The following is a 21,600-nucleotide window of genomic DNA, read 5'->3' on the forward strand; positions in this document are numbered from 1 at the left end:
GGGCGCGCTCTCAGCGTGGCGCCCCGAGCCACCTCACGAACCACTTCACGAGCGTGACGTTCGACCTGATCCGGTTCGGGAGCTTCTGGAAGCCGTGGCCCTCGTCGGGGAAGAGGACGTACTCCACGGGGATGCCGCGCTTCTTGAGGCTGTCGACGACCTGTTCGGCCTCGATGACGGGCACGTTCGTGTCGTTCGCGCCGTGGAGGACGAGAGTCGGGGCCTTGACCCGGTCGATCCGTGTGAGCGGCGAGAGGCGGTCGAGCATGTCGCCCTCGGTAGCCGGGTCGCCGTACTCGACCTTCGAGACCGCCGCCATCCACGCCTCGGTGTGCTTGAAGAACGTCTTGAAGTTCACGACGCCGAAGAGGTTTGCGCCCGCGGCAAACATGTCGGGGTAGTCGACGAGCCCTGCCATCGTCATGTAGCCGCCGTAAGAGCCTCCCATGATCCCGAGACGCTTCGGGTCCGCGACGCCCGCCTTCACCACGGCGTCGACGCACGAGACGATGTCCTTGACGGCGTTCACGCGCAGCGCGCCGTTGTCGAGGTTCACGAAGCGCTTGCCGAAGCCGGACGAGCCGCGCACGTTCGGCGCGAAGACGGCGATGCCCTGCGCGACGAGCGCCTGGTAGTCGGCGCGGAACGACGGGACCTCCTGCCCCTCGGGGCCGCCGTGGAACGACAAGACGACGGCTCCCGGCCCCTTCGCGCCACGGGGGCGGTACAGCCAGCCGGAGAGCGGCTCGCCGTCGTGGGCGGAAAACTTGAGCAATTCGGGGGAGACGAGAGAGGAGAGATCGACGCCCGGGTGAGGAGATTCGGTGATGCGCCGGAAGCGAGCAGGGGAGGAGGAAGAGAGGAGATTTCTTCGAGTAGGAAGATGTTGGCCGGAGCAGCGGCGCCCGAAGCGGTCATGGCGAGGGCGCGACCGTCGCGCGACCACGTCATGCCCGACGCGAGGTCGCCGGGGAGCTTCGGCCCCGGCCGCATTTCCTTTCTAAGAAGATCTTCAAACGCCAGTTCGTGTCGCCCCGCCACGTTCCATAGAAGAGCGGCCTTGGCCCCGCTGTCGTCGATCGCGAAGGACTGCAGCTCTGCGTCCTCGCGCGCCGCGAGGATTTCGATGGGGCCGGGCTTGCCGTCCGCCGCGAGGACGATCCTTCCGAAGGCGAGCCGATCTCTTCCCCCATTCGACGAAATCCAAACGGTACTTCCGTCCGGCGAGAAGACGCCGTCATAGGTGCCAGGTCCCTCGTGGGGCGTGAGCAGCGTCTCTTTCTTCGTCGCGAGGTCCACGAGGTAGAGGTCGTTGCTGCCCCGGTAACGGAGCCGGTTCAGGAGGGCGCGCTTCCCGTCGCGCGAGAGGTCCTCGAAGCCTCCGGTGCCCGCGATCTCGCTCACGAGGTCGAGGCGCCCCGCCTCGACGTCGTAGACGTAGGCGTCGATGCCGACGCCCGTGCGGCGGTTCGAGCCGAGGACGAGGCGCTTGCCATCGTGCCTGAACGCGCCCAGGCGGTTGGTCTCCTTGCCGCCGTCGGTCAGGCGCTTGAGACCGGTGCCGTCGGGCTTCACGAGGAAGACCTGCGTGTTCATGCCGCCGCCGGGCGCGAGGGTGAACGCGATCCAGGTGCTGTCGGGCGACCACTCGACGCCGCCCACGGGGTCGTCGAAGGACGTGACCATCCGCGGGAAGCCGCCCGCGGCGGGAACGGTCCACACCTGCGGCAGGCCGCTGAGGTTCGAGACGAAGGCGACCGTCTTGCCGTCGGGCGAAAAGCTCGGCGACCGCGAGAAGCCGACGCGCGACATGCGTGAAACGGCGATCTCGAGGTCGTCGGCGGGCGACGCCGCAAGGAGAATTTCCTCGAGTGTGATGAGCGGGGCAGCCGCCGCAGCGAGGAAGCCCGGGAGGAGCAGCCGCGCCGCCGCTTTCCTAACCTTCAATGAGATCTTCATTCTTCTCTCCCAGCGGCGTGACGGGCCGCACGTGCATCAGCAAAGCATAGACGCCGCCCGAGGCGAAGAACCCGACGAACCACGCGTAGTCGTAAAGGGGTCTCAGGAACGGGATCACGAGGCCGCCCCACGCGAGGAAGCAGCCCGCGAACGTCGCGACGACCGCGGCGGGGTTCCACCCTCCGTACGCGCCGTCCTTGAGGTAGAGCGCCTTCAGGTCGAGCTTCTTCTCTCTCACGATCCAGTAGTCCGCGACGAGGACGCCCGCGATCGACCCGAGGCCGCCCGAGTACCCGAGGAGCCACGTGAAGATGTAGCCCTTCGGGTCCGCGAGGAGGCGCCATGGCTGCATCGCGATGCCGACGAGGCCCGTGATGAGGCCGCCCGTCTTGAAGCTGATGAGCTTCGGCATCGCGTTCGCGAAGTCGTTCGCAGGGGAAACGACGTTCGCCGCGATGTTCACGGCGAGCGTCGCGACGACGACCGAGAACATCGCGACCGCGACGACGAGAGGATTCGTGAACTTCCCGACGAGCTTGACGGGATCCCAGATAGCCTCGCCGAAGATGATGGCGCTCGCGCTCGTGATGAGGACGCCCATCGCCGCGAACGCGAACATCGTCGTCGGGAGCGCGACGACCTGGCCGACGACCTGCTCCTTCTGGCTGCGGCCGAAGCGCGTGAAGTCCGGCATGTTTAGCGACAGCGTCGCCCAGAATCCGATCATCGCCGTGAGCGATGGGATGAAGACGGGGAAGAACTCCGAGAACGTCCGGAACTTCCCGGGCTGCGCGAGGAGAGGTCCGAGGCCCTTGGCCTCGCGGACCGCCCAGACGAGGAGGACGAGCGTCACGACGAGGACGTACGGCGCCGCCCAGTTCTCGACCTTCCGGAGAAGATCCATTCCGCGATAGATCACGAAGACGTTCAGGCCCCAGAAGAGGAGAAACGAGAGCCACTCCGTCGTCGTGTGGCCCGAGAAGCCGGCGCCGAGGAGCGTCGGCCAGCCGGGAATCACGGCCGCGAAGAACGTGTGGAGGGCCTCGCCGCCGATCCACGCCTGGATCCCGAACCACCCGCAGGCGACGAGCGCGCGCATGAGCGCGGGGAGGTTCGAGCCGGCCGTCCCGTACGCCGCGCGCGCGAAGACGGGGAAGGGGATGCCGTACTTCGTGCCCGGGTGCGAGTTCAGGAGGATCGGGACGAGGACGATCGTGTTGCCGAGGAGGATCGTGAAGAGTGCCTGCCGCCAGTCCATCCCCGAGTTCATGAGGCCGGAGGCCAGCATGTACGTCGGGATGCAGTGCGCCATCGAGATCCAGAGCGCCGCGAAGTTGTACGTCGTCCAGTTGCGCTTCGCGACGGGGACGGGGGCGAGGTCCTCGTTCCAGAGCGGGCTCGCCGCGAGGGCGGACGCATCCGCCAGCTCCACCCGCCCGTCGGCGTGGACGATCTCGCCTGGATTTCCGGCCATGCTGATGGCTGAATCGTACCGCCGCTCGCGTTCGAGTCTCAATCGTCTTATGCTGGCGGTTCACCTTTCCAGGCGATTCACGAGGGGAGGACGCGATGGCCGCCGATCTTTCGGTCGTCTTCACGGGCATCCGGTTCGAGAACCCGTTCCTCCTTGCGTCGGCTCCGCCGACGGAGTCCGACGTGAACATCCTGCGTGCCTTCGAGGCCGGGTGGGGCGGAGTCGTCACGAAGACCATCGGCCTGCACCCCGTGTCGAACGTCGCCGGACCCAAGACGAAGTTCCTCAGGACGGACACGCAGTCGCCGCGCATCTCGATGAAGCCGCGACCCGAATCGGTCCTCCACTCGTCGTGGAACTGGGAGCTGATCTCCGACAAGCCGCTCGACTGGTGGGTCGGGCGCCTCTCGCGGATCAAGAAGGCGCACCCGACGAAGGTGCTCGTGGCCTCGATCATGGCCGGCTCGGGGAACGACAAGGAGCTCGCCAACTGGCAGCTCCTCGCGAAGACCTGCCAGGACGAGGGCGTCGACGCCCTCGAGCTGAACTTCTCGTGCCCGCACATGGACCGCGAGGACATGGGCTCGAACATCGGGAAGTCGAGTGGCCTGACGTCGATCGTCACGAAGGCCGTCAAGGAGGTCGCGAGAGTCCCCGTCTGGACGAAGCTGACTCCGTCGACGACGGACATCGCGGTCGAGGCGGGCGCGGCGTTCCGGGGCGGCGCGGACGCGATCAGCTCCTCGAACACGTTTCCGTCGATCCCGCTCATCGACCCCGAGACGCTCGATTTCGAGATCCACGTGGACGGTTACACCTCGAGCGGCGGGCTCGGCGGGCCCGCGATCCTTCCCCTCGCCCTCGCGAAGATGGCGCAGCTCACGCACGCCTTCCCCGACGGGTCGTTCTCGGGGATCGGCGGCGTCTCGGACTTCTCGCACGCCCTCAACTACTTCCTCCTCGGCTGCGGGACGGTCCAGGTCTGCACCGCCGCGATGCTCGACCACGCGATCGGCCCGAACGTGATCAAGACGCTCAAGGACGGCATGGCGGCGTTCCTCGAGAAGAACGCCGCGCGGGGCTGGACGTCGCTCGAGAGCTTCCGCGGCATGAGGCGCGACCACGTGATCCCGCAGTCGCAGATCCGCCGCCCGAACCCCGGCGAGTACCACGGCGGCCGCGAGGCCGAGGGCTACGCGGCGAGCGAGCCGGCGCCTGCGGGCGATCGCACGAAGTAGCGGGCCGTCCTAGCTTCTAATCGAGAGGCTTTCGTAAAGAACGATCGGCTGGCCGAAGCCAACGCGCAGGCCTTCGACCTCGGGGCGCGCGAACCGGTAAACCTGCTCGTGGAAAAGCGGGATCATGACGGCGTCGCGAGCGATGATGTCCTCGACCTCGCGGTAGATCGATTCGCGCGTCCGTGGGTCGATCTCGCCGCGGGCGCGCTCCGTCAAGGCGTCGATCGCCGGCATTCCGCAGTAGCGGCCGTTGACGCCTTCAACGGAGTGGAGAACGCCTTGCGTGAACGTGTCGGCGTCCGGATAGTCGGCGATCCAGCGCCCGATCATGATGTCCGTCGGCGCGTCTTTCTGGGCGCCGAGAAACTCCGCCATCGTCTTGTTCGTGACGCGGATGGAGTAGCCCATCTCGCGAAACGCCTGTGTGAGCTCCTTCGTGAAACCGCCGAACTCGCCGAACATGATGGGATTCACCACGGCCGTGACTTCGGTCGTTTCGCGGGAGACGGTGTGGGCGCCCGAGACCTGGCCCGACGCCTGCGCGCGGACCCTCGGCTTGGCGACGTAGCCGAGCAGGCCCGGCGGGATGAGGCCGTTCGCCGGGATCGCGTGCCGGCCGAGCGTCCGCCGGACGATGCCGGCGGCGTCGATCCCCTGGGCGACGGCCCGGCGCGCTCGCGCATCGGCGAAGACGCCCTTGTGGGTGTTGAACATCACGAAGTACGTCACGAGGCTCGGGCTCTCGCGGTACGTCGCGCGGAAGCGCGGGTCCTGCCGCAGGGCCTCGGCGTCCGCCGGAAGAAGATCCGAAGCGAGGGAGAGCCGGCCGGCGAGGAACTCGGACCGGATCTCCTCGGGGGGAACCCCGAAGCGGAAGACGACGCCCTCGTTCTTCGGATACCCTTCGCGCCAGTAGGCGGGGTTCCGCTCGAGCTCGAGCCGCTTGCCGGGCTCGAAGCTCGCGACGCGGTATGGCCCCGTCCCGATGCAGCCCCTCCGCCAGCTTTCTCCGACCACGTCGGTGCCTTCGGGCAGGATGCCCGCGCCGGGCCACGACACGAGGACCGGGAAGAACGACAGCGGCTTTTCCAGCTCGATGACGAACTCCGAAGGGCTGACGATGTGGAAGCCCTCGAGATCCGAGGCCTTCCCATCGATCAGGCTCTGGGCGCCGCGGATCGGGGCGAGGAGGAACCGACCGGCGCTCGTTCCCTTCTGGAGGATTCGCTCGAACGTATAGCGGACGTCGCGGGCGGAGACCGCACGTCCGTCGTGAAAGCGTACCCCCCGCCGGAGGCGGAAGCGGAAGCGCGCCCCGCCGTCCTCGGGGATCACCTCCGAGGCGAGCCACGGGACGACGCGCCCGCCTTCGAGGTCCCGTGTGAGCGTCTCGAAGACGAGGGGCATCGTCTCGGCCTGCTCGAGGATCGCCATCGTGGCCGGATCGAAATCGTGGACGCCGCCGCCGATCGGCACGTGGATGACGCCGCCGCCCCACTCGTGCGCGGCGTTGACGGAAGGCGCCTCCGTCTTGCCGATCTCGGGGTAGTTCACGAACGGCGGGCTGCTGCGCAACGCGACGCCGCGCACGCCCGGCCCCGCGATCCGGTAGTCGACCTCGTGGAAGAGGGGGATGACGACGGGCGAGTCGAGGAGCAGGCCCTCGAACTTGCGGTAGAGGCCCTCGCGGACCGCGGGCCGGCTCTCGATCCGCGCCTCTTCGGCGATGCGGTCGGCCTCGTCCGACGAGAAGAAGGCCTGGAAGTAGCCGACGCCCGAGCGGAAGAGGTTGAACGTGAAGTCGTCCGGATCCTCGTAGTCCGCCATCCACCGGGAAATCAGGATGTCGATGTTCCCCGCGGCCTGCGCCTCGAGGTACGACTTCATGTCGGTCGTCGTGATGCGGACCTCGACGCCCAGCTCTTCCCAGATCGCGAAGAGCGCCGCCGTGAGCGCCTTGTGGCGGTCCCGGAGAATGGGATGGACGGCTGCCGTCAGGGTGATGGGCGGCATCAGGCCGGCGCCCTCGAGGAGGGAGAGCGCCTCGTCGCGGGACATGAGCGGCCGGCGCCGGCCGGCGTCGTGCCCGAGGATTCCGGGCGGCAGGATCCCCGTCGCCGGGACGGCGAACCGCCCGAGCGCGGCCCACACGAAGTCCTGGCTGCGCGTCACGCCCGCGAGGGCGCGCCGGAGCGCGGCGTTCCCTCCGAGCGTGCTCTTCGTGTTGAAGAGCGCGAAGTACGTGCCCTTCTTCGGCGTCTCGACGAGGCCCGCGCGCAGGCGCGGATCGCGGAGAATCGAGTCGAGGTCCTGCGGAGACAGGTCGCGCGCGAGCTCGATGTCCCCCGTGCGCAGCCCCGCGCCGATCGCCGACGCGTTCATCCCGGTCCGGAACTCGATCGCGTCGAGGCGCGCGGGCTCCTTCCAGTGGTGAGGGGTGCGCTCGAGGACGATGCGGTCGGCGGTCCGCCGCGCGACGACGAAGGGGCCGGTGCCGATGGCGGTCTCGAGCCGTTCTCGCCGGGAACGATCCGGACGATCGCGGTGAGGACGTCCGAGAGAAGCGCGGGAAAGATCGGAAGCGGCTCGACGAAGTCGAACTCGAGGCGGCCCTCGGAGACCGATCGAATCCCGGGAGACGTCCGGGCCTCGTCCTTCCGGTGCGCCGCTGCGCCCCGGACCGCCGCGAGCGCGGCGGGCATCCCTTCGACGCGGACGCGGACCGCACGCTCGAGCGAGGCCTTCACGGCCGCGGCCGTCAGAGGGGAACCGTCCGAAAAGCGCACCCCGGGCCGGAGCCGCAGCAGGGCCGACTTTCCCCGGTCGGTGAGGGACCACTCCTCGCACAGCGCCGGCACGATCCGGCCGTCGGCGTCGGTGGTCAGCAGCGTTTCGAAGACCGTGGAAAGGAACTCGGTTTCCTCGACGATGTGCCGCATCGCGGGCTCCGTCGCCGCGACGGGGCTCGTCATGGCGACCACGAGGCGGCCGCCGGACGCAATCGTCTCGGCCGCCTTCTTCGTCTCGCCGCCCAGCCGCTCGAGCTGCGCGCCGTAGGCGGCCGCGCGCGCGTAGTCGCCGCGCAGGTTCGCGACCGTGGCCGCGAGGGAAAGCAGCTTCGGCAGATGGGTCGTGTCGTGCGCGGCTCCGGCCGCTTCGATCCCGCGCTCCACGAGCCGCCGCGCCTCGTCCACCTTCCGGCCGTTCCATGCCGTCTCGGCGGCGAACAGGACGGCCTCGACGGCGCGCACGGGCTGCTTCTCGCGTTCGAAGATCTTCCCGGCCGCCTCGGCCTCGCGGAGCGCGGCGTCGGCGTGGCCCGACATGCGCGAGGCCTGGGCCAGGAGGAGTCGCGCGTCTCCTTCCAGCGCCTTCTCGCCTTCCCACTCCTCGTCGCCGAGGTAGTCGAGGGCAGTCCTCGCCACGCGCGCCGCTTCCTCGGGGCTGAACGCGTCGAGGGACTTCTTCGCGAGCTTCAGGCTGTAGTCCACGGCCTTCACGGGGACGTCGCCCTCGGAGAAGTGGTGGACGAGCTCGGGGTACACGCGGTCGAGCCGGCCCTGGTGGCGCTTCTCCAGGAGATCGGCGTACGTGCGATGGAGCGTGCGGCGCTTTCTCCGCGAGAGCGCGCCGTAGAGGACGTCGCGCACGATGCCGCTCGAGAACGCGAGCCGGTCGCCGCGCGACTCGCGCTCCTCCTCGAGGATGCCCTCCTTGACGAGCTTGTCGATCGCCTCGTCGAGGCCCTTCGCGTCCTCGGAGACCGACTCGAGATCCTTGAACTCGAAGCTCTTGCCGAGGACCGACGCGATCTGGAGGACGTCGCGCAACTCCTCGGGCAGGCGCTCGATGCGGGCCTCGACGGCCTGCTGGATCGTCTCCGGCAGGGCGTCGGACGAAATGCCGGTCGCTCCGGAGAGGTTCAGGGCGCCGGAGTCGTCCTGCGCGATTCCGCCCGAGTCGAGCAGCGAGCGCACGAGCTCCTTCGTGAAGAGCGGGTTTCCCTCCGTCGCCGCGAGGAGCCGCGTGGCGAGGTCGTCCGAGAGCTTGCCGCCGCCCGCGGAGAGCTCCACGAGGGCCCGGTGCTCGGACGGCGTCAACGGCCCGAGCGTGAGCGCCGCGAAGCGGGGGTCGCCGCGGAACGACTCGAGCATCTTCACGAGCGGATGGCGCTTGTCGACTTCCGTCTGGCGATAGGTGCCGACGATGAGCGTCGGCGTCGGGCCGAGGCGGCGCGCGACGTACTGAAGGGCTTCGATCGAGAGCTGCGCTCCGTGCAGCTCCTCGAGGGCGAGGAGCAGCGGCTTGCCGCCCGCGATCCGCGTGAGGGTCCTCGCGATCAGCTCGAAGATCGCGATCTTGTCCTCGGCCTTGCGCCCGTCGCCGGCCTTGACGGCTCCCGAGTCGCTGCTCGCGGCGGCGCGCAGCTCGCCGATCTCCGAGAGGACGGGGAAGAGCGCGATGAGGTCGCCCGCGAGGTCTGTGAAGTCGGGGCGCGAGGACTCCGAGAGGCCCGTGTCCTTCGACCGGAAGTAGTCCTGGATCAGCTCGCAGAACCCCTGGTGGGCGAACGCGCGGTCGTGCTCGACGAAGCGCCCCGACAGCACGCGGACCTTGCGCGCCCGCGCGAGGGCCTTGAGTTCCTCGACGAGGCGGCTCTTGCCGATGCCGGGCTCGCCCGCGAGGACGACGAACTCGCACTCGCCCGCGAGGGCGGCGTGGAGACGGCGCTGCAGCTCGGCCATCTCCCTCTCGCGCCCGATGAACGGCGCCGCGGCCGCGGGGCGCGGGAGCATCCGGCTGGCCGTGAAGACGACGGATTTCCCGAAGTCCTCCTCGCGCAGCTTGCTCCGGTAACGCCGGAGCGCCTCGGCGAGGTGCCCGGCGCGCTTCGGCCGCTTCTCGGGATCCTTCGCGAGGCACTGGAGGACGGCGGCCTCGAGCTCCTCGCTCACGTCGGCGCCGACGCTCCGCATCGGCTGCGGCAGCTCGTGGACGACGCGGTAGAGGACGGACTGCACCTCGCCCGTGAACGGCGGCTCGCCGGCGAGGCACTCGTAGAGGACCGTCCCGAGCGCGTAGACGTCCGAGCGCCCGTCGAACGAGCGCGACGTGACCTGCTCGGGGCTGAAGTAGACGACGGTTCCGACGAGCGTCCCGGTCTTCGTGAGGCGGTCCTCGCTCGTCGCGAGCGCGAGGCCGAAGTCCATCACGCGCGCCCGGATGTGGCCCGTGTCGTCGCGCGAGGTCATGATGTTCTCGGGCTTGATGTCGCGATGGACGATGCCGCGCGAGTGGCTGTAGTCGAGCGCGTCGGCGACCTGCGTCCCGACGTCGAGCACGTCGCCGAGCCGGAGCGAGCCCTCGCGGAGGAGCTGCCGCAGGTTCGTGTTCGCGAGGACCGGCATCACGAAGAAGAGCGACCCCTCGTGCCGGCCGAGGTCGTAGATCGGGACGATGGACGGGTGGTCCATCTGCGCGACGATCTGGGCCTCGCGCTGGAAGCGCTCCTCGGCGTCCTTCGTGAGGTTGCCGGGCGGGATCAGCTTGACCGCGACGTCGCGGTTCAGAACCGGGTCTTTCGCGCGGTAGACGACACCCATCCCGCCGCGCCCCAGCTCGGAGAGGATTTCGTACCGGTCTGCGAGCTTCGTACCGATCACGTCGGGGTGACGCTCCTCATCTGCTTGAGACTGATGCGCAGGATGATACTCCGGGCGTCAGGCCCAGCCGGCGAGGGACTCGTCGAGCGTCTTCAGGGCGTCGTCCACCTCGGACGCCGAGACGATCAGGGGCGGGGAGATCCGGATGACGTTGCCGTAGAGGCCGCCCTTGCCGATCAGGAGCCCGCGGGCTTTCGTCTCCTCGAAGAGGCGGGCCGCCTTCTCCGGGGCGGGTGTCCGGTCCTGCACCGTCTCGTCCGCCACGAGCTCGAGGCCCTGCATGAGGCCCATGCCGCGCACGTCGCCGATCGTCTTCGGATATTTCTTCCTGAGCCCGTCGAGCCCGGCCCTGAGGCGCGCGCCCATCTCGGCCGCGCGCTTCCGGACGTCGATTTCCTCCATGACGGCGATCGTCGCGTTCGCGGCCGTCGAGGAAATGGGGTTCCCGCCGAACGTCGAGATCGTGAGCGCCTTGAACGAGTCCGCGACTTCCGGTGTCGCGATCGTCACGCCGAGCGGCATCCCGTTCGCGACGCCCTTGGCCATCGTCATGATCTCGGGCTCGACGTTCCAGTGCGAGATGCCGTACCAGTGGGTCCCCGTCCGGCCGAAGCCGGTCTGCACCTCGTCGCAGATGAAGACGCCGCCGAATTTCCGGACGATTCCGACGGCGATCTCGAAGTACTCCTTCGGAGGCGTGATGAAGCCGCCGACGCCCTGGATCGGCTCGGCGAGGAAGCCGGCGATCTGGCCCGTCGTCGTCGTCCGGACGATCTCCTCGATGTCCTTCGCGCAGGCGACGCCGCAGGAGGGGTAGGTGAGCTTGAGCGGGCACCGGTAGCAGTACGGCGACGGCGCGTGCTTGATCCCGGCGACCTGGGTCGGGACCGCGCGCCACGGGGCGTGCGCCGTGAGCGACTGCGCGAGGATCGAGCGGCCGGAGTAGCCGTGGCGCAGCGCGATGATCTCGAGCCGGCCCGTGTAGACCTGCGCCAGCACGACGGCGGTCTCGTCGGCCTCGGTGCCCGAGCCCGTGAAGTACGACTTCCGGAGCCGGCCCGGCGTGATCCGCGCGAGCGTCTCGGCGAGCTGGACGATCGGGAGCGTCGGGTAGAGCGTCGAGACGTGCCCGAGCCGGTCCACCTGCGCCTTGACGGCCGCGTTCACCTTGTCGTTCGCGTGCCCGACGGAGACCGTGAGGATCCCGCCGAAGAAGTCGAGGTACTTCTTCCCGTCGGCGTCCTTCAGGTACATCCCCTTGCCCGACTCGAGGACGACCGACTCCTTGTAGTAGTTCGTGACCGACGGGAAGAGAAATTCTTTGTGCTTTGCGCGGACGTCGGCGGACGTGGCGGTCTTGGCGTCGGAAATCGTGCTCATGGCGGTGAATTATGCTCTCCGGCGTGTACTTCAAGCAGTTCTACCTCGGGTGCCTCGCGCACGCCTCCTACCTCATCGGCGACGCCGGCGAGGCGGCCGTCGTGGACCCGCGCCGCGACGTGGACGAGTATCTCGACGAGGCCCGCGCGCAGGGCCTCACGATCAAGTGGGTCCTCGAGACGCACCTCCACGCGGACTTCGTGAGCGGCCACCGGGAGCTCGCGGCGCGGACGGGCGCCACGATCGTCTTCGGCGACAAGGCCCGCGCGGCCTTTCCGCACCGCGGGGTGAACGGCGGCGAGGAGATCGCTCTCGGCGGCCTCGTCCTGCGCTTTTTAGAGACCCCCGGCCACACGCCCGAGAGCATCTCGATCCTCGTCCTCGACCCCGAGCCGCGCCTCGTCTTCACGGGCGACACGCTCTTCATCGGCGACGTCGGCCGGCCCGACCTCGCGGCCTCGCCGGGCGGCGTCACGCCGCAGGACATGGCCGGCGCGCTCTACGACTCGCTGCACGGCAAGCTCCTGACGCTGCCGGACGACGTCGCCGTCTACCCGGCGCACGGCGCGGGCTCGCTCTGCGGCCGGAACATCTCGAGCGAGACGTCCTCGACGATCGGCGTGCAGCGCCGGACGAACTACGCGCTCCGCCCGATGCCGAAAGAGGACTTCGTGCGCCTGATGACGGCGGATCTCCCGGAGGTCCCCGCGTACTTCCCGCGCGACGTCGAGCTGAACCGCGCCGGCGCGCCGCCGCTCGAGACGCGCGCCCCCGCCGCGCTCGACGCCTCCGAGGTGCGCCGCCTCGCGGAGGCTGGCGCGACCGTCCTCGACGTCCGTCCGCCCGCAGCCTTCGGCGCCGGGCACCCCGAGAGTGCCGTGCACATAGGCCTCTCGGGACAGTTCGCGTCGTGGGCGGGAGCGCTCCTCCCGCCCGAGAAGCCGATCGTCCTCGTCACGGAAGACGCGGCGCAGGCGCAGGAGGCGGCGACGCGCCTCGCGCGCGTCGGCCTCGAGAACGTCGCGGGCTACCTGGACGGTGGCGTCGCGGCGTGGGACCGCGGGGGCTTTCCGGTCGCGCGCCTGGAGCAGATCGACGTCGCCGAGCTGGAGGCGCGGCGGCTGGAGGATCCCGGCCTGAAGATTTTCGACGTGCGGCGCCCAGGCGAGTACTCCGCGGGCCACGTGCCCGGCGCGGTGCCGGTCCCGCTCGACCGGCTCGCGCGCGAGATCGACACGATGCCGGTCGCTGGCCGCATCGCGATCATCTGCGCGAGCGGCTACCGGTCGAGCGTCGCGGGCAGCCTGCTGCTCCACCGGAAGGGCGCCGAGCCGATCAACGTCGTCGGCGGCACGAACGCCTGGGTCGCCGCGGGATATCCGGTCGGTAAGGGGAGGAGAGAGAGAGGGGGGATTTCTAGAAGGTGAAGAGACGCGCGTCTTCCTTCGCAGGAAATCCCCTCTCCCGGGTTTTCCTCTGAATACCCCGTCTTTAACGATGATCTCGCCCCGCGAGATCACGACGTCCGCCGCGCCCTGTACGACTCTTCCTTCGTAGGGCGTGTAGTCGACGCGCTGGTGGAGAGTCTTCGCGCTGAGCGTGACCTTCCGGTTCGGGTCGAAGACGACGATGTCGGCGTCCGAGCCCGGCGCGATCGTGCCCTTCTTCGGGAAGAGGCCGAAGATCTTCGCGGGCGAGGTGGACGTCAGCTCGACGAAGCGGTTCGGCGAGATGCGGCCCTTCACGACGCCGCCGTCCCAGAGGAGCGACATGCGCGTCTCGATGCCGGGAGCGCCGTTCGGGATCTTCGAGAAGTCGTCCTTCCCGAGGAGCTTCTGGTCCTTCATGCAGAACGGGCAGTGGTCGGTCGAGACGGCCTGCAGGTCGTTCATCTTCAGCCCGCGCCAGAGCGCCTCCTCGTTGCCCTTCGCGCGGAGGGGCGGCGACATGACGTACTTGGCGCCCTCGAACCCGGGCTCCTCGTAGTTGTCGTACGAGAGGAAGAGGTACTGCGGGCAGGTCTCGGCGTGCATCGGGAGGCCGCGATCGCGCGCCTCGGCGATCTTCTCGAGCGCCTCGGCGGCCGAGAGGTGGACGACGTAGAGCGGGACGTTCGCCATCTCGGCGAGGCAGATCGCGCGGTACGTCGCCTCGGCCTCGGCGCGCGGCGGGCGCGTGAGGGCGTGCCACTTCGGGGCCGTGTGGCCCTCGGCGATCGCGCGCCGGACGAGGACGTCGATGACGTCGCCGTTCTCGGCGTGCATGCAGATCGTGCCGCCGTTCTCGCCCGTCTTGAGCAGCGCGCGGAAGATGGACCCGTCGTCCAGCATGAGAACGCCGCGGTAGGCCATGAAGAGCTTGAACGACGTCACGCCTTCCTTCACGAGGACGTCCATCTCCTTTTCGACGGCGTCCGGAAGGTCCGTGATGATCATGTGGAAGCCGTAGTCGATCGCGGCCTTGCTCTCGGCCTTCTTCATCCAGGCGTCCCGCGCCTCGCGCAGCGTCTGGCCCTTGTACTGGATCGCGAAGTCCACGATGGACGTCGTTCCGCCGTGCGCGGCGGCGATCGTCCCGGACTCGAAGTCGTCCGCCGAGGTCGTGCCGCCGAACGGCATGTCGAGGTGCGTGTGCGCGTCGATGCCGCCGGGGATCACGAGCTTGCCCGTCGCGTCGAGGACGGGCGCGTCGATTGCGGGAGCGGCCCCGTGCGCGAAGATCGCGGAGATCGTGGGGCCGTCGACGAGGACGTCGCCGAGGTAGTCGTCGACTGCCGTGACGATGCGGCCGCCCTTGATGAGGAGCTTGTTCACAGGGCCACCAGCGGCCCGTAGGTCTCCGGCCGCCTGTCCCGGAAGAACTGCCACGTCCGCCGGACCTCCTCGATCATGTCGAGGTCGCACGTCGCGACGAGGAGCTCGTCTTTGTGCTCGCTCGCGGTCGCGAGGAAGTTGCCGCGCGGGTCGACGACGTACGACGAACCGTAGAAGCGGCCGATGTTCCACGGGGCCTCCGTGCCGACGCGGTTGATCGCGCCCACGAAGTACCCGTTGGCGACCGCGTGCGCGGGCTGCTCGAGCTTCCAGAGGTACTGCGAGAGACCGGCGACCGTCGCGGACGGGTTGAAGACGATCTCGGCGCCGTTCAGCCCCAGCGCGCGCGCGCCCTCGGGGAAGTGGCGGTCGTAGCAGATGTAGACGCCTACCTTCGCGTAGCGCGTCTGGAAGACGGGGTAGCCCATGTTCCCCGGCTTGAAGAAGTACTTCTCCCAGAAGCCCGACGTGTGCGGGATGTGGTTCTTGCGGTACTTGCCGAGGTACGTTCCGTCCGAGTCGTACACGGCGGCGGTGTTGTAGTAGACGCCGGCGTCCTCGCGCTCGTAAACGGGCACGACGACGGCCATGCGGTACTTCTTCGCGATCTTCGCGATGGCCTCGGTCGTCGGCCCGGGCACGGGCTCGGCGGCGTCGTACCAGCGGGGATCCTGCGACGGGGCGGAAGTACGGCCCGTTGAAAATCTCCTGCAGGCCGAGGATCTGGACGCCCTTTTTGCCGGCCTCGTGAATGAGCTTCACGTGCAGGTCCATCGCGGCCTTCTGCACCTTCGCGAGCGAGGCCTTCGGGTCCGAGACGGGGTTGTGCGTCTGGATCAGGCCGACCGTGACCTTGCGCGGCATTAGAACCACCTCTCGATGACGACCTTCTGGTCCGTGTAGAACGCGATGCCGTCGCGGCCGTGCGCCTTCACGTCGCCGAAGAAGCTCTCCTTCGACCCGCCGAACGGGAAGAACGACATGGGCGCCGCGACGCCGACGTTCACGCCCACCATCGCCGGCGGCGCCTGCGACGCGAACGTCCGCGCGGACTTGCCGCTCCCCGTGAAGATCGACGTCGCGTTCGCCTGCGGGTGGTCGTGCAGGAGCGCGAGCGCCGAAGCGAGGTCCGGCACGTTCATGAGCGACAGCACCGGCCCGAAGATCTCCTCGCGTCCGATGGAGGACTCGGCGAGACCTTGTCGAAGACGGACGCCCCGAGGAAGAACCCGTTCTGGCGGCCTTTCACGGTGACGCCGCGGCCGTCGAGGACGAGCTCGGCCCCCTCGGCGAGGCCCTTGTCGATGAGGAGAGACGCTGGCGCGCCGCCTCGCGGATGACCGGGCCCATCGTGACGCCCGGCTCGAGGCCGTCGCCGACCTTGATCGCCTTCGCGGCCGCGACGAGGCGCTCGCGCACGTCCGCGTGGTGGCTCGCCGCCCACCGTGACGACGATCGAGCCGGCGAGGCACCGCTCGCCCGCGCAGCCGTAGCAGGACTCCGAGACGATGCCGATCGACTTGTCGAGGTTCGCGTCCGGCATCACGACGATGAAGTTCTTCGCGCCCCCGAGCGCCTGCACGCGCTTGCCGGCGTGCGACGCCGTCCGGTAGACGTGCCTCGCGACGGGCGTCGAGCCGACGAACGACACGCCCTTCACGTCCGGATGCTCGCAGAGCCCGTTCACGACGTCCGCTCCGCCGCGTTCACGAGGTTCACGACGCCGGGCGGGACGCACTTCGGAGAGCAGCTCGTGCATGCGTTTTCTGCGAAAGCGGGACGAGCTCGGACGGCTTCACGACGAACGTGTTGCCCGTCGCCACCGCGAACGGCAGGAACCAGAGGGGGACCATGGCGGGGAAGTTGAACGGCGCGATCGCCCCGAAGACGCCCATGGGCTGGCGGTGGACGTCGCAGTCCAGCCCGCGCGCGATGTCCTCGAGGCCGTAGCCCATCATCATCGAGGGCATCCCGCACGCAACCTCGACCGCCTCGATGCCGCGCCGGACGGACCCGCGCGACTCGTCCAGCGTCTTGCCGTGCTCGGTCGTGACGATGCGGGAGATCTCCTCGAAGTGCTCCTCGAGCCGGTTCTTGAACGCGAACATCGCGCGCGCCCTCTCCACGACGGGCGTCGCGCGCCATCCGGGGAAAGCCGCCTTCGCGGCGGCGACGGCCGCGTCCACGTCGGCGCGCGTCCCGAGCGGTGACTTCGCGATGACGGCGCCCGTGGCGGGTTGTAGACGTCGCAGGACGACGTCGCGCGCGAAGTCGATCCACGCGCCTCCGACGAAGTCGCGCAGGAGGGAGCGTTCGTCATCCGGCACCTCCGATAAAGCGGGAGCGCCGATTCTAGACCGGGGAGAGCGAATCTCAGCTGCGGCTACCGGTAGTAACCGTTCACGTCGAGGACGAGGTTCAGCGAGCCGTTCGTGTTGTTCCGCACGGTCACGCGGCCGGTGCCGTCGCTCGAAAGGAAGAGGTGCGCGTTGTTCGCCCGCGTCCGGCCGGCCCGGAAGCTGACCGTCGAGACGGCTGGCGGAGACACGAGCGTCGCGGGGTAAATCACGAGGTCGCCGGCGGCGGCCGGGCTCACGATCGTGACGTTCGCCGAGACCGTCTGCGTCCCGGCCGGAACGCCGCACGAACCGACGAGCGTGAACGTGCGCGAGGCCCCGGCGCCGAGCGCGGGTCCCGTCGAGGGGGCCCGCCGCGTTGCGGCGTGTCCACGAGGCGGCAGGGCGTGAGCGTGAAGAACGTCGTGGCCCCCTGCCGCGTCGGGGTCGGCGTAGGCGTCGGCGTTCGCGTCGGGGTCACGGTCGGAGTCGGGGGGCGGGGTGGGCAGGTCGTGGGCGTCGGGGTTCGCGTCGGGGTCAGGGTCGGGGTCCTGGTCGGCGTCGGGGTCGGCGTGCCCGGCAGGAACGTCGGCGTCTGGGTCGGGGTCGCGGTGGCCGTCGGCGTCAGGGTCGGTGTGATCGTCGGCGTCGCCGTCCGCGTCGCCGTCGCCGTCGGGGTGGGCGTCGGCGTCGGCGGGATGCCGGTTCCGTACGTGTAGAGGGGACGTCGCGGTGTAGCCCTGGTTGGATGGGTTCCGGACGGTCACTTCGACGACGCCGTCGGCGTGCGCGCCCGTCGTCGCGTTGATCGTCGTCGCGTTCACGAAGGCGACGCCCGTCGCGGCCACGCCGCCGATCGTGACGGTCGCGCCCGAGACGAACCCCGTGCCCGAGATCGTGACCGCGGTGCCGCCGGCGGTCGGGCCCGCGTTCGGGGCGACGTCCGTGACGATGGGGCCCGCGACCGTGCCGAAGCAGCTGGGGCGGCCCTCGACGTACGTCCGGATGCGCGCCGTGACGGCCTGGCTCGTCTCGCCCGGCACGCCGAGGAACATCTTGATGTTCGAGTATCCGCCGGAGCAGTGCGTGTGGGGCGAAGCCGAAATTGTGCCTTCCGAGCTCGTGCGCCACGACCATGAAGTCCCAGTACGTGAACGAGATGTTCGTCGGAGCGACGCCCGAGAGGCTCGCGCTGACGCCGTACCCGGCGCCGCCGCAGAGCGCGTTCAGGTAGGCGATGCCGCCGCCGAGGCCCTTCCCCGAGAGCATGTGCGCCGTCGCCCGGGGAACGGTGCCGCGGTTCGTGCTCCAGTACGAAACGAACTCCGACAGCGCGGCGGACGTGCCGCTCGTCGCGTTCCACGGGTCCGCCGCCGTCGTCCAGATGGAGAGGTGGTTCACCTGGAGCGTCACGAGAACGTCGCGCTGGTAAACCGCCGAGACGAAGGCGGAAGAGGTCGCCGACGTACTTTCGTGAGGTTCGTCGTGGAGTTGAACTTCGCGTAGAGCTCGTAGTCCGTCTCCACGGCGATTCCCGCGAAGTACATGACGTTGCTCAGCGCGCGCCGGTTCAGCGAGGCGGGCGGGTTTTCGTCTCGGGAACGGGAAGCGAGTCCGTTCCGCACGTGAAGGTCCGCATCGCGTCGGGACGTCGGTCTCGGGGTCCGGCGTCCGGACGAGGGTGCGGCCGGGAGGTCCGTCGCCGTAAGGGTGACGCTCCGGCCCGAGGACCGAGACGCGCCGCCCGTGATCACGAAGCCGCGGGCGAGCGTCCCGCGCGCGAGGACGACGACGGACGACGGATCGCCGATGACGCGCCCCGTGAACCAGCGGTCGGTGGAGCCGGGGCGAGGGGTGTCGCCGAACGGCCGTGGACGACGATCTGGGCGTCCGGCGCGAAGACCTGCCGCTGGAAACCTCGAATTCCACGCTCGTTCCGTCGTCGAGCGTGACGGGCTGGGTCGTGATCCGGGCGTCCGGCCCGAAGCGGCCCGTCGAGAACCGGAACGTCCTGTCGTCCACGACCCGCTCGGCGTCGGCCCGGGCGGCGCCGAAGAGGCCGAACGCGGCCAGCGCGGCGGCCGCAAGGACACGCCCACCCGTACGCCCGCGCGAAACCCGGTTCATGGACACACTTCCTGACAAGTAGTGTCGAGGCCCCCACGGCGAGTGCGCGATCATGCGGGGGTGACCCGGTCCGAACGCTTCGCAGCGTGCGCCGCCGCCGCCGCCTGGTCGCGTGGGGCTGGCCGGCCCTGACGTCGTCGGGTACGAGGGCCCGTACGACGAGGGCAACACGCTCTGCGCGGCCACGCGGTTCTCGCGGGCGAGACGCCGTACCGCGACTTCTGGGCCTTCACCCCCCGGGACGACGTGGCTTCTCTCGCCGGCGCGTTCCCGGGTCTTGGCGCCACGCTCGGCGTCGAGCGCTGCCGTGAAGATCGGCGTCGTCGCGCCCGCGGCCGTCCTCCTATTCCTGCTCGCGCGGCCCGCGGCGCGGAAAGGATGGGCCGCCGCGTCCGCGCTGCTCTTCGTCGTCCTCCCCGACGCAGACGCCCTCGCTGCGGTCGCGCGACGCCGGCCTGCGTCCTCGTCCTCGCCACGCTGCGCGCCGCGTGCGCGCCCACGGACCGCCCGCGCCGCCGCGCGCTCGTCTCGTCGCCGGGCTCTCGCGGGCCTCACGTTCTGGTTCAAGCAGGGATTTCGTCGGGGCTGCGGCGGTGGCGGGAGGCGATCGCCGTGGGGACGTCCGCCGCCCTGAGTGCGCCGTTAGGCGGAAGCTTCGCGCGACTCTCTTCGACGCTCTCATCCCCTTCGCCGTCGGGCTTTCACCGGCCTGACCCACTCTGGCGGCGACATGGCCAGAGAGGACCTTCAAGAATTTCTTCGAACAGGCGATCCTGTTCCCGCCTTCGTCGTTCGGGCGATTCCGCTCGATTCCCCTTTCCTTGCGGTTCGAGCAGGTCACCGGAGCCTTCGGACGGGATTTCTTCGAATGTGGCTCTGAATGCGGCCGCGGTGCCGATCCTCTTCGTGCGGTTCTTGTGGCGCTGGCAGGCGGCATGCGGGAGTGGCTCTGCGGCGAGGCGCGAAGCGGCACGGCTGCGTCCGCGTCCGTCCTGCTGGCTTCTTCCGTCGCCGGTTTTCTTCTCCTCGCGGCGCCTTGGCAACGGGCGGATCTCGAGCACCTGAACCCCGCCCTCGCGCTCGCGCTCGTGGCGCTGGCGGCTCTCGCGGGGCCGCGCGGGGATCGCCGCTCCGCGGCGCTGCGTGCCGCAGGCGCGGCGCTCTTCGCCGCAGTGGCGCTCGCCCAGCTCTCGTAGCTCTCGCGGCGCCTCGCGGGGCGCGAGGGACTACGTTTCCGTCCGACCTCGCGGAGCGGGCGCGCTTCGTCACTGGCGGGTCGAAAGCCAGGCGAGCGCATTTCGTCGGGAACGAGCGTCACGATTGGCTCGTCTACAACGCGCCCCTCGTCTACTTCCTCGCAGGCCCCTTCTTGAACGCGACGCTTCGCTAAAACAATCCCACCCGCGTCATCACGGCGCGTACCGTGCAGGAGGAGATCGTCCGGTCGCTGGAGGCCTCCGGCGCGCGCTGGATCATCCTGAGCGCAGGGCCGCCTCCCGGCGGAGAGCCGAACGGAAGCTCGCTTTCGAGCGGCGTCGTCGTCCTCGACAGCGGGAGTGGATCGCGCGCCGCGCGCGCGAAGGCAGCGCAGTTCCGGGAGCACTCGCGTGATGAGGATCGAGGAACCGGCTACGCGGCGCTGACGCCGAGGGCCGGCGGCGAAGCCTTCGTCCAGCGTCCTCGGGCGATATCCACGCACGCCGCGGCGAACGGCCCGCGGGGGTGGTCCGCGTCCTGGTTCAGGCCGAGGGAGCGCCTCGGGCGTAGGGAAGAAGGAGGGCGAGACCTTCACGGCGAGCGAGGCCGCAGCCATCGCAAGCGGCAGCCGGGACGTGGAAAATGCGGCGCCGCTGCCCCAGCGCGGTCGCGATGCGCGCGACGAGGTCGATCGAACGACAGCACCGTCGCGCCCGACACGCCCCACGTTCCACCGGCTGCGGCCGCGCTCGAGCGCGATCTCGACGGCGGCCGCCACGTTCTCGACGTGGACGGGCTGGACAACCCCGCGGTCCCGGGGCCGAAGACAGGGGAAGACGCCGGGCGCGTTCTTCACGAAGCTCGACGAGGCGCGCGAAGTGGAGGCCGCCGCCCTCGCCGTAGACCATGATCGGCCGGGCGACAGACGCCCAGGATCCCGGAAGCCGCGACGAGCGCCTCCGCATCGACCTTCGACTGCCTGCCGTAGCGCTGTTCTTCTTAGCGTACGCGGCCGAGACCGCCGAGACGTAGACGACGCGCGCCGCCGCCCGCAGCGCGCCGCCACTGCGGGAACGTTGCGCGTCCCGTCGACGTTCACGGTGCGGATCTTTTCCGGCAGGTTTGGAAGCATCGCGGCCGCTGGCGTGGACGACGGCGGTGACGCCCGAGCCGAAACGGCTCGGCTGCCAGGGTCGAGGATGTCCCCCCACGAGGTCGACGCGCCCGGCAGGTCGGCAGGAAGACCTTCGGCGGCAGGAACTAGGCCGCGGACCCGAAGGCCCAAGGCGGTGAGACGGCGCGCGACGCGGCGGCCGACTGAGCCAGCCATGACTCCGGTGAGAAAGATCATGGGCCGGGTTTGCCTGACGCCCCCACGCAGGGAAGTCCTTCTGCAGTTCCGGCGCTCCCGTC

10 protein-coding genes and 3 pseudogenes are annotated in these 21,600 nt (G+C 69.6%); 3 read left to right on the forward strand and 10 right to left on the reverse strand.

What is annotated here, in order from left to right; translation table 11 throughout:
- Positions 1-10 precede the first annotated feature (10 nt).
- The 3 genes from IPL89_19080 to IPL89_19090 are packed head-to-tail and all read right to left on the reverse strand — an operon-like array spanning position 11 to position 3,433.
- On the reverse strand, positions 11-589 hold the full coding sequence (locus IPL89_19080) for a S9 family peptidase (GenBank protein MBK9065254.1): 579 nt from the start codon (positions 587-589) through the stop codon (positions 11-13).
- Positions 553-1,947 carry a PD40 domain-containing protein gene (locus tag IPL89_19085; protein ID MBK9065255.1) on the reverse strand — a complete coding sequence of 465 codons (1,395 nt, stop codon included), beginning with the start codon at positions 1,945-1,947 and terminating at the stop codon, positions 553-555. Before IPL89_19085 ends, IPL89_19080 begins: the two co-directional genes overlap by 37 nt.
- Positions 1,937-3,433, reverse strand: coding sequence for an NCS1 family nucleobase:cation symporter-1 (locus IPL89_19090; protein MBK9065256.1), 1,497 nt, complete (start codon positions 3,431-3,433; stop codon positions 1,937-1,939). Before IPL89_19090 ends, IPL89_19085 begins: the two co-directional genes overlap by 11 nt.
- A gap of 95 nt (positions 3,434-3,528) precedes the next feature.
- Between IPL89_19090 and IPL89_19095 the strand changes: the two genes are divergently transcribed.
- Complete coding sequence (locus IPL89_19095) at positions 3,529-4,671, forward strand: NAD-dependent dihydropyrimidine dehydrogenase subunit PreA (GenBank protein MBK9065257.1); 1,143 nt, start codon at positions 3,529-3,531, stop codon at positions 4,669-4,671.
- A 9-nt stretch (positions 4,672-4,680) separates the two neighbouring features.
- Here the strand turns inward: IPL89_19095 and IPL89_19100 are convergent, their stop codons facing one another.
- The 3 genes from IPL89_19100 to IPL89_19110 form a co-directional block, all read right to left on the reverse strand.
- Positions 4,681-6,105, reverse strand: a complete 1,425-nt coding sequence (locus tag IPL89_19100) for an ABC transporter substrate-binding protein (GenBank protein MBK9065258.1) — start codon at positions 6,103-6,105, stop codon at positions 4,681-4,683.
- Positions 6,106-7,049: 944 nt separating this feature from the next.
- The gene (locus IPL89_19105) at positions 7,050-10,334 is read right to left on the reverse strand and encodes a protein kinase (GenBank protein ID MBK9065259.1); all 3,285 of its coding nucleotides are present in this window, start codon (positions 10,332-10,334) and stop codon (positions 7,050-7,052) included.
- Positions 10,335-10,391: 57 nt separating this feature from the next.
- Entirely contained in the window at positions 10,392-11,714 is a 1,323-nt protein-coding gene (locus IPL89_19110; protein MBK9065260.1) for an aspartate aminotransferase family protein, read from the reverse strand.
- Positions 11,715-11,737: 23 nt separating this feature from the next.
- Here IPL89_19110 and IPL89_19115 point away from each other — a divergent pair, with 23 nt between their 5' ends.
- Positions 11,738-13,141: an MBL fold metallo-hydrolase gene (locus IPL89_19115; protein ID MBK9065261.1), complete on the forward strand. Its 1,404-nt coding sequence runs from the start codon at positions 11,738-11,740 to the stop codon at positions 13,139-13,141.
- Positions 13,142-13,156: 15 nt separating this feature from the next.
- On the opposite strand, the pseudogene hydA reads toward IPL89_19115, so the two are convergent.
- The 4 genes and pseudogenes from hydA to IPL89_19135 all read right to left on the reverse strand — a co-directional run bounded on the left by hydA (position 13,157) and on the right by IPL89_19135 (position 19,044).
- A pseudogene (hydA, locus tag IPL89_19120) lies at positions 13,157-15,301 on the reverse strand (dihydropyrimidinase).
- Between the two features lie 89 nt (positions 15,302-15,390).
- Positions 15,391-16,854: pseudogene (gene mmsA / locus IPL89_19125) on the reverse strand (CoA-acylating methylmalonate-semialdehyde dehydrogenase).
- A 56-nt stretch (positions 16,855-16,910) separates the two neighbouring features.
- A complete protein-coding gene (locus IPL89_19130; protein ID MBK9065262.1) occupies positions 16,911-17,918 on the reverse strand; it encodes an IPT/TIG domain-containing protein in 1,008 nt (335 codons plus the stop codon).
- Positions 17,919-17,955: 37 nt separating this feature from the next.
- Positions 17,956-19,044: pseudogene (locus tag IPL89_19135) on the reverse strand (hypothetical protein).
- 863 nt (positions 19,045-19,907) lie between these two features.
- On the opposite strand from IPL89_19135, the gene IPL89_19140 reads away from it, so the two are divergent.
- Entirely contained in the window at positions 19,908-20,186 is a 279-nt protein-coding gene (locus IPL89_19140; protein MBK9065263.1) for a hypothetical protein, read from the forward strand.
- The last annotated feature ends 1,414 nt before the right edge of the window (positions 20,187-21,600 follow it).

Source organism: Acidobacteriota bacterium, assembly GCA_016716715.1.
In the GTDB taxonomy this organism is placed as follows: domain Bacteria; phylum Acidobacteriota; class Thermoanaerobaculia; order UBA5066; family UBA5066; genus Fen-183.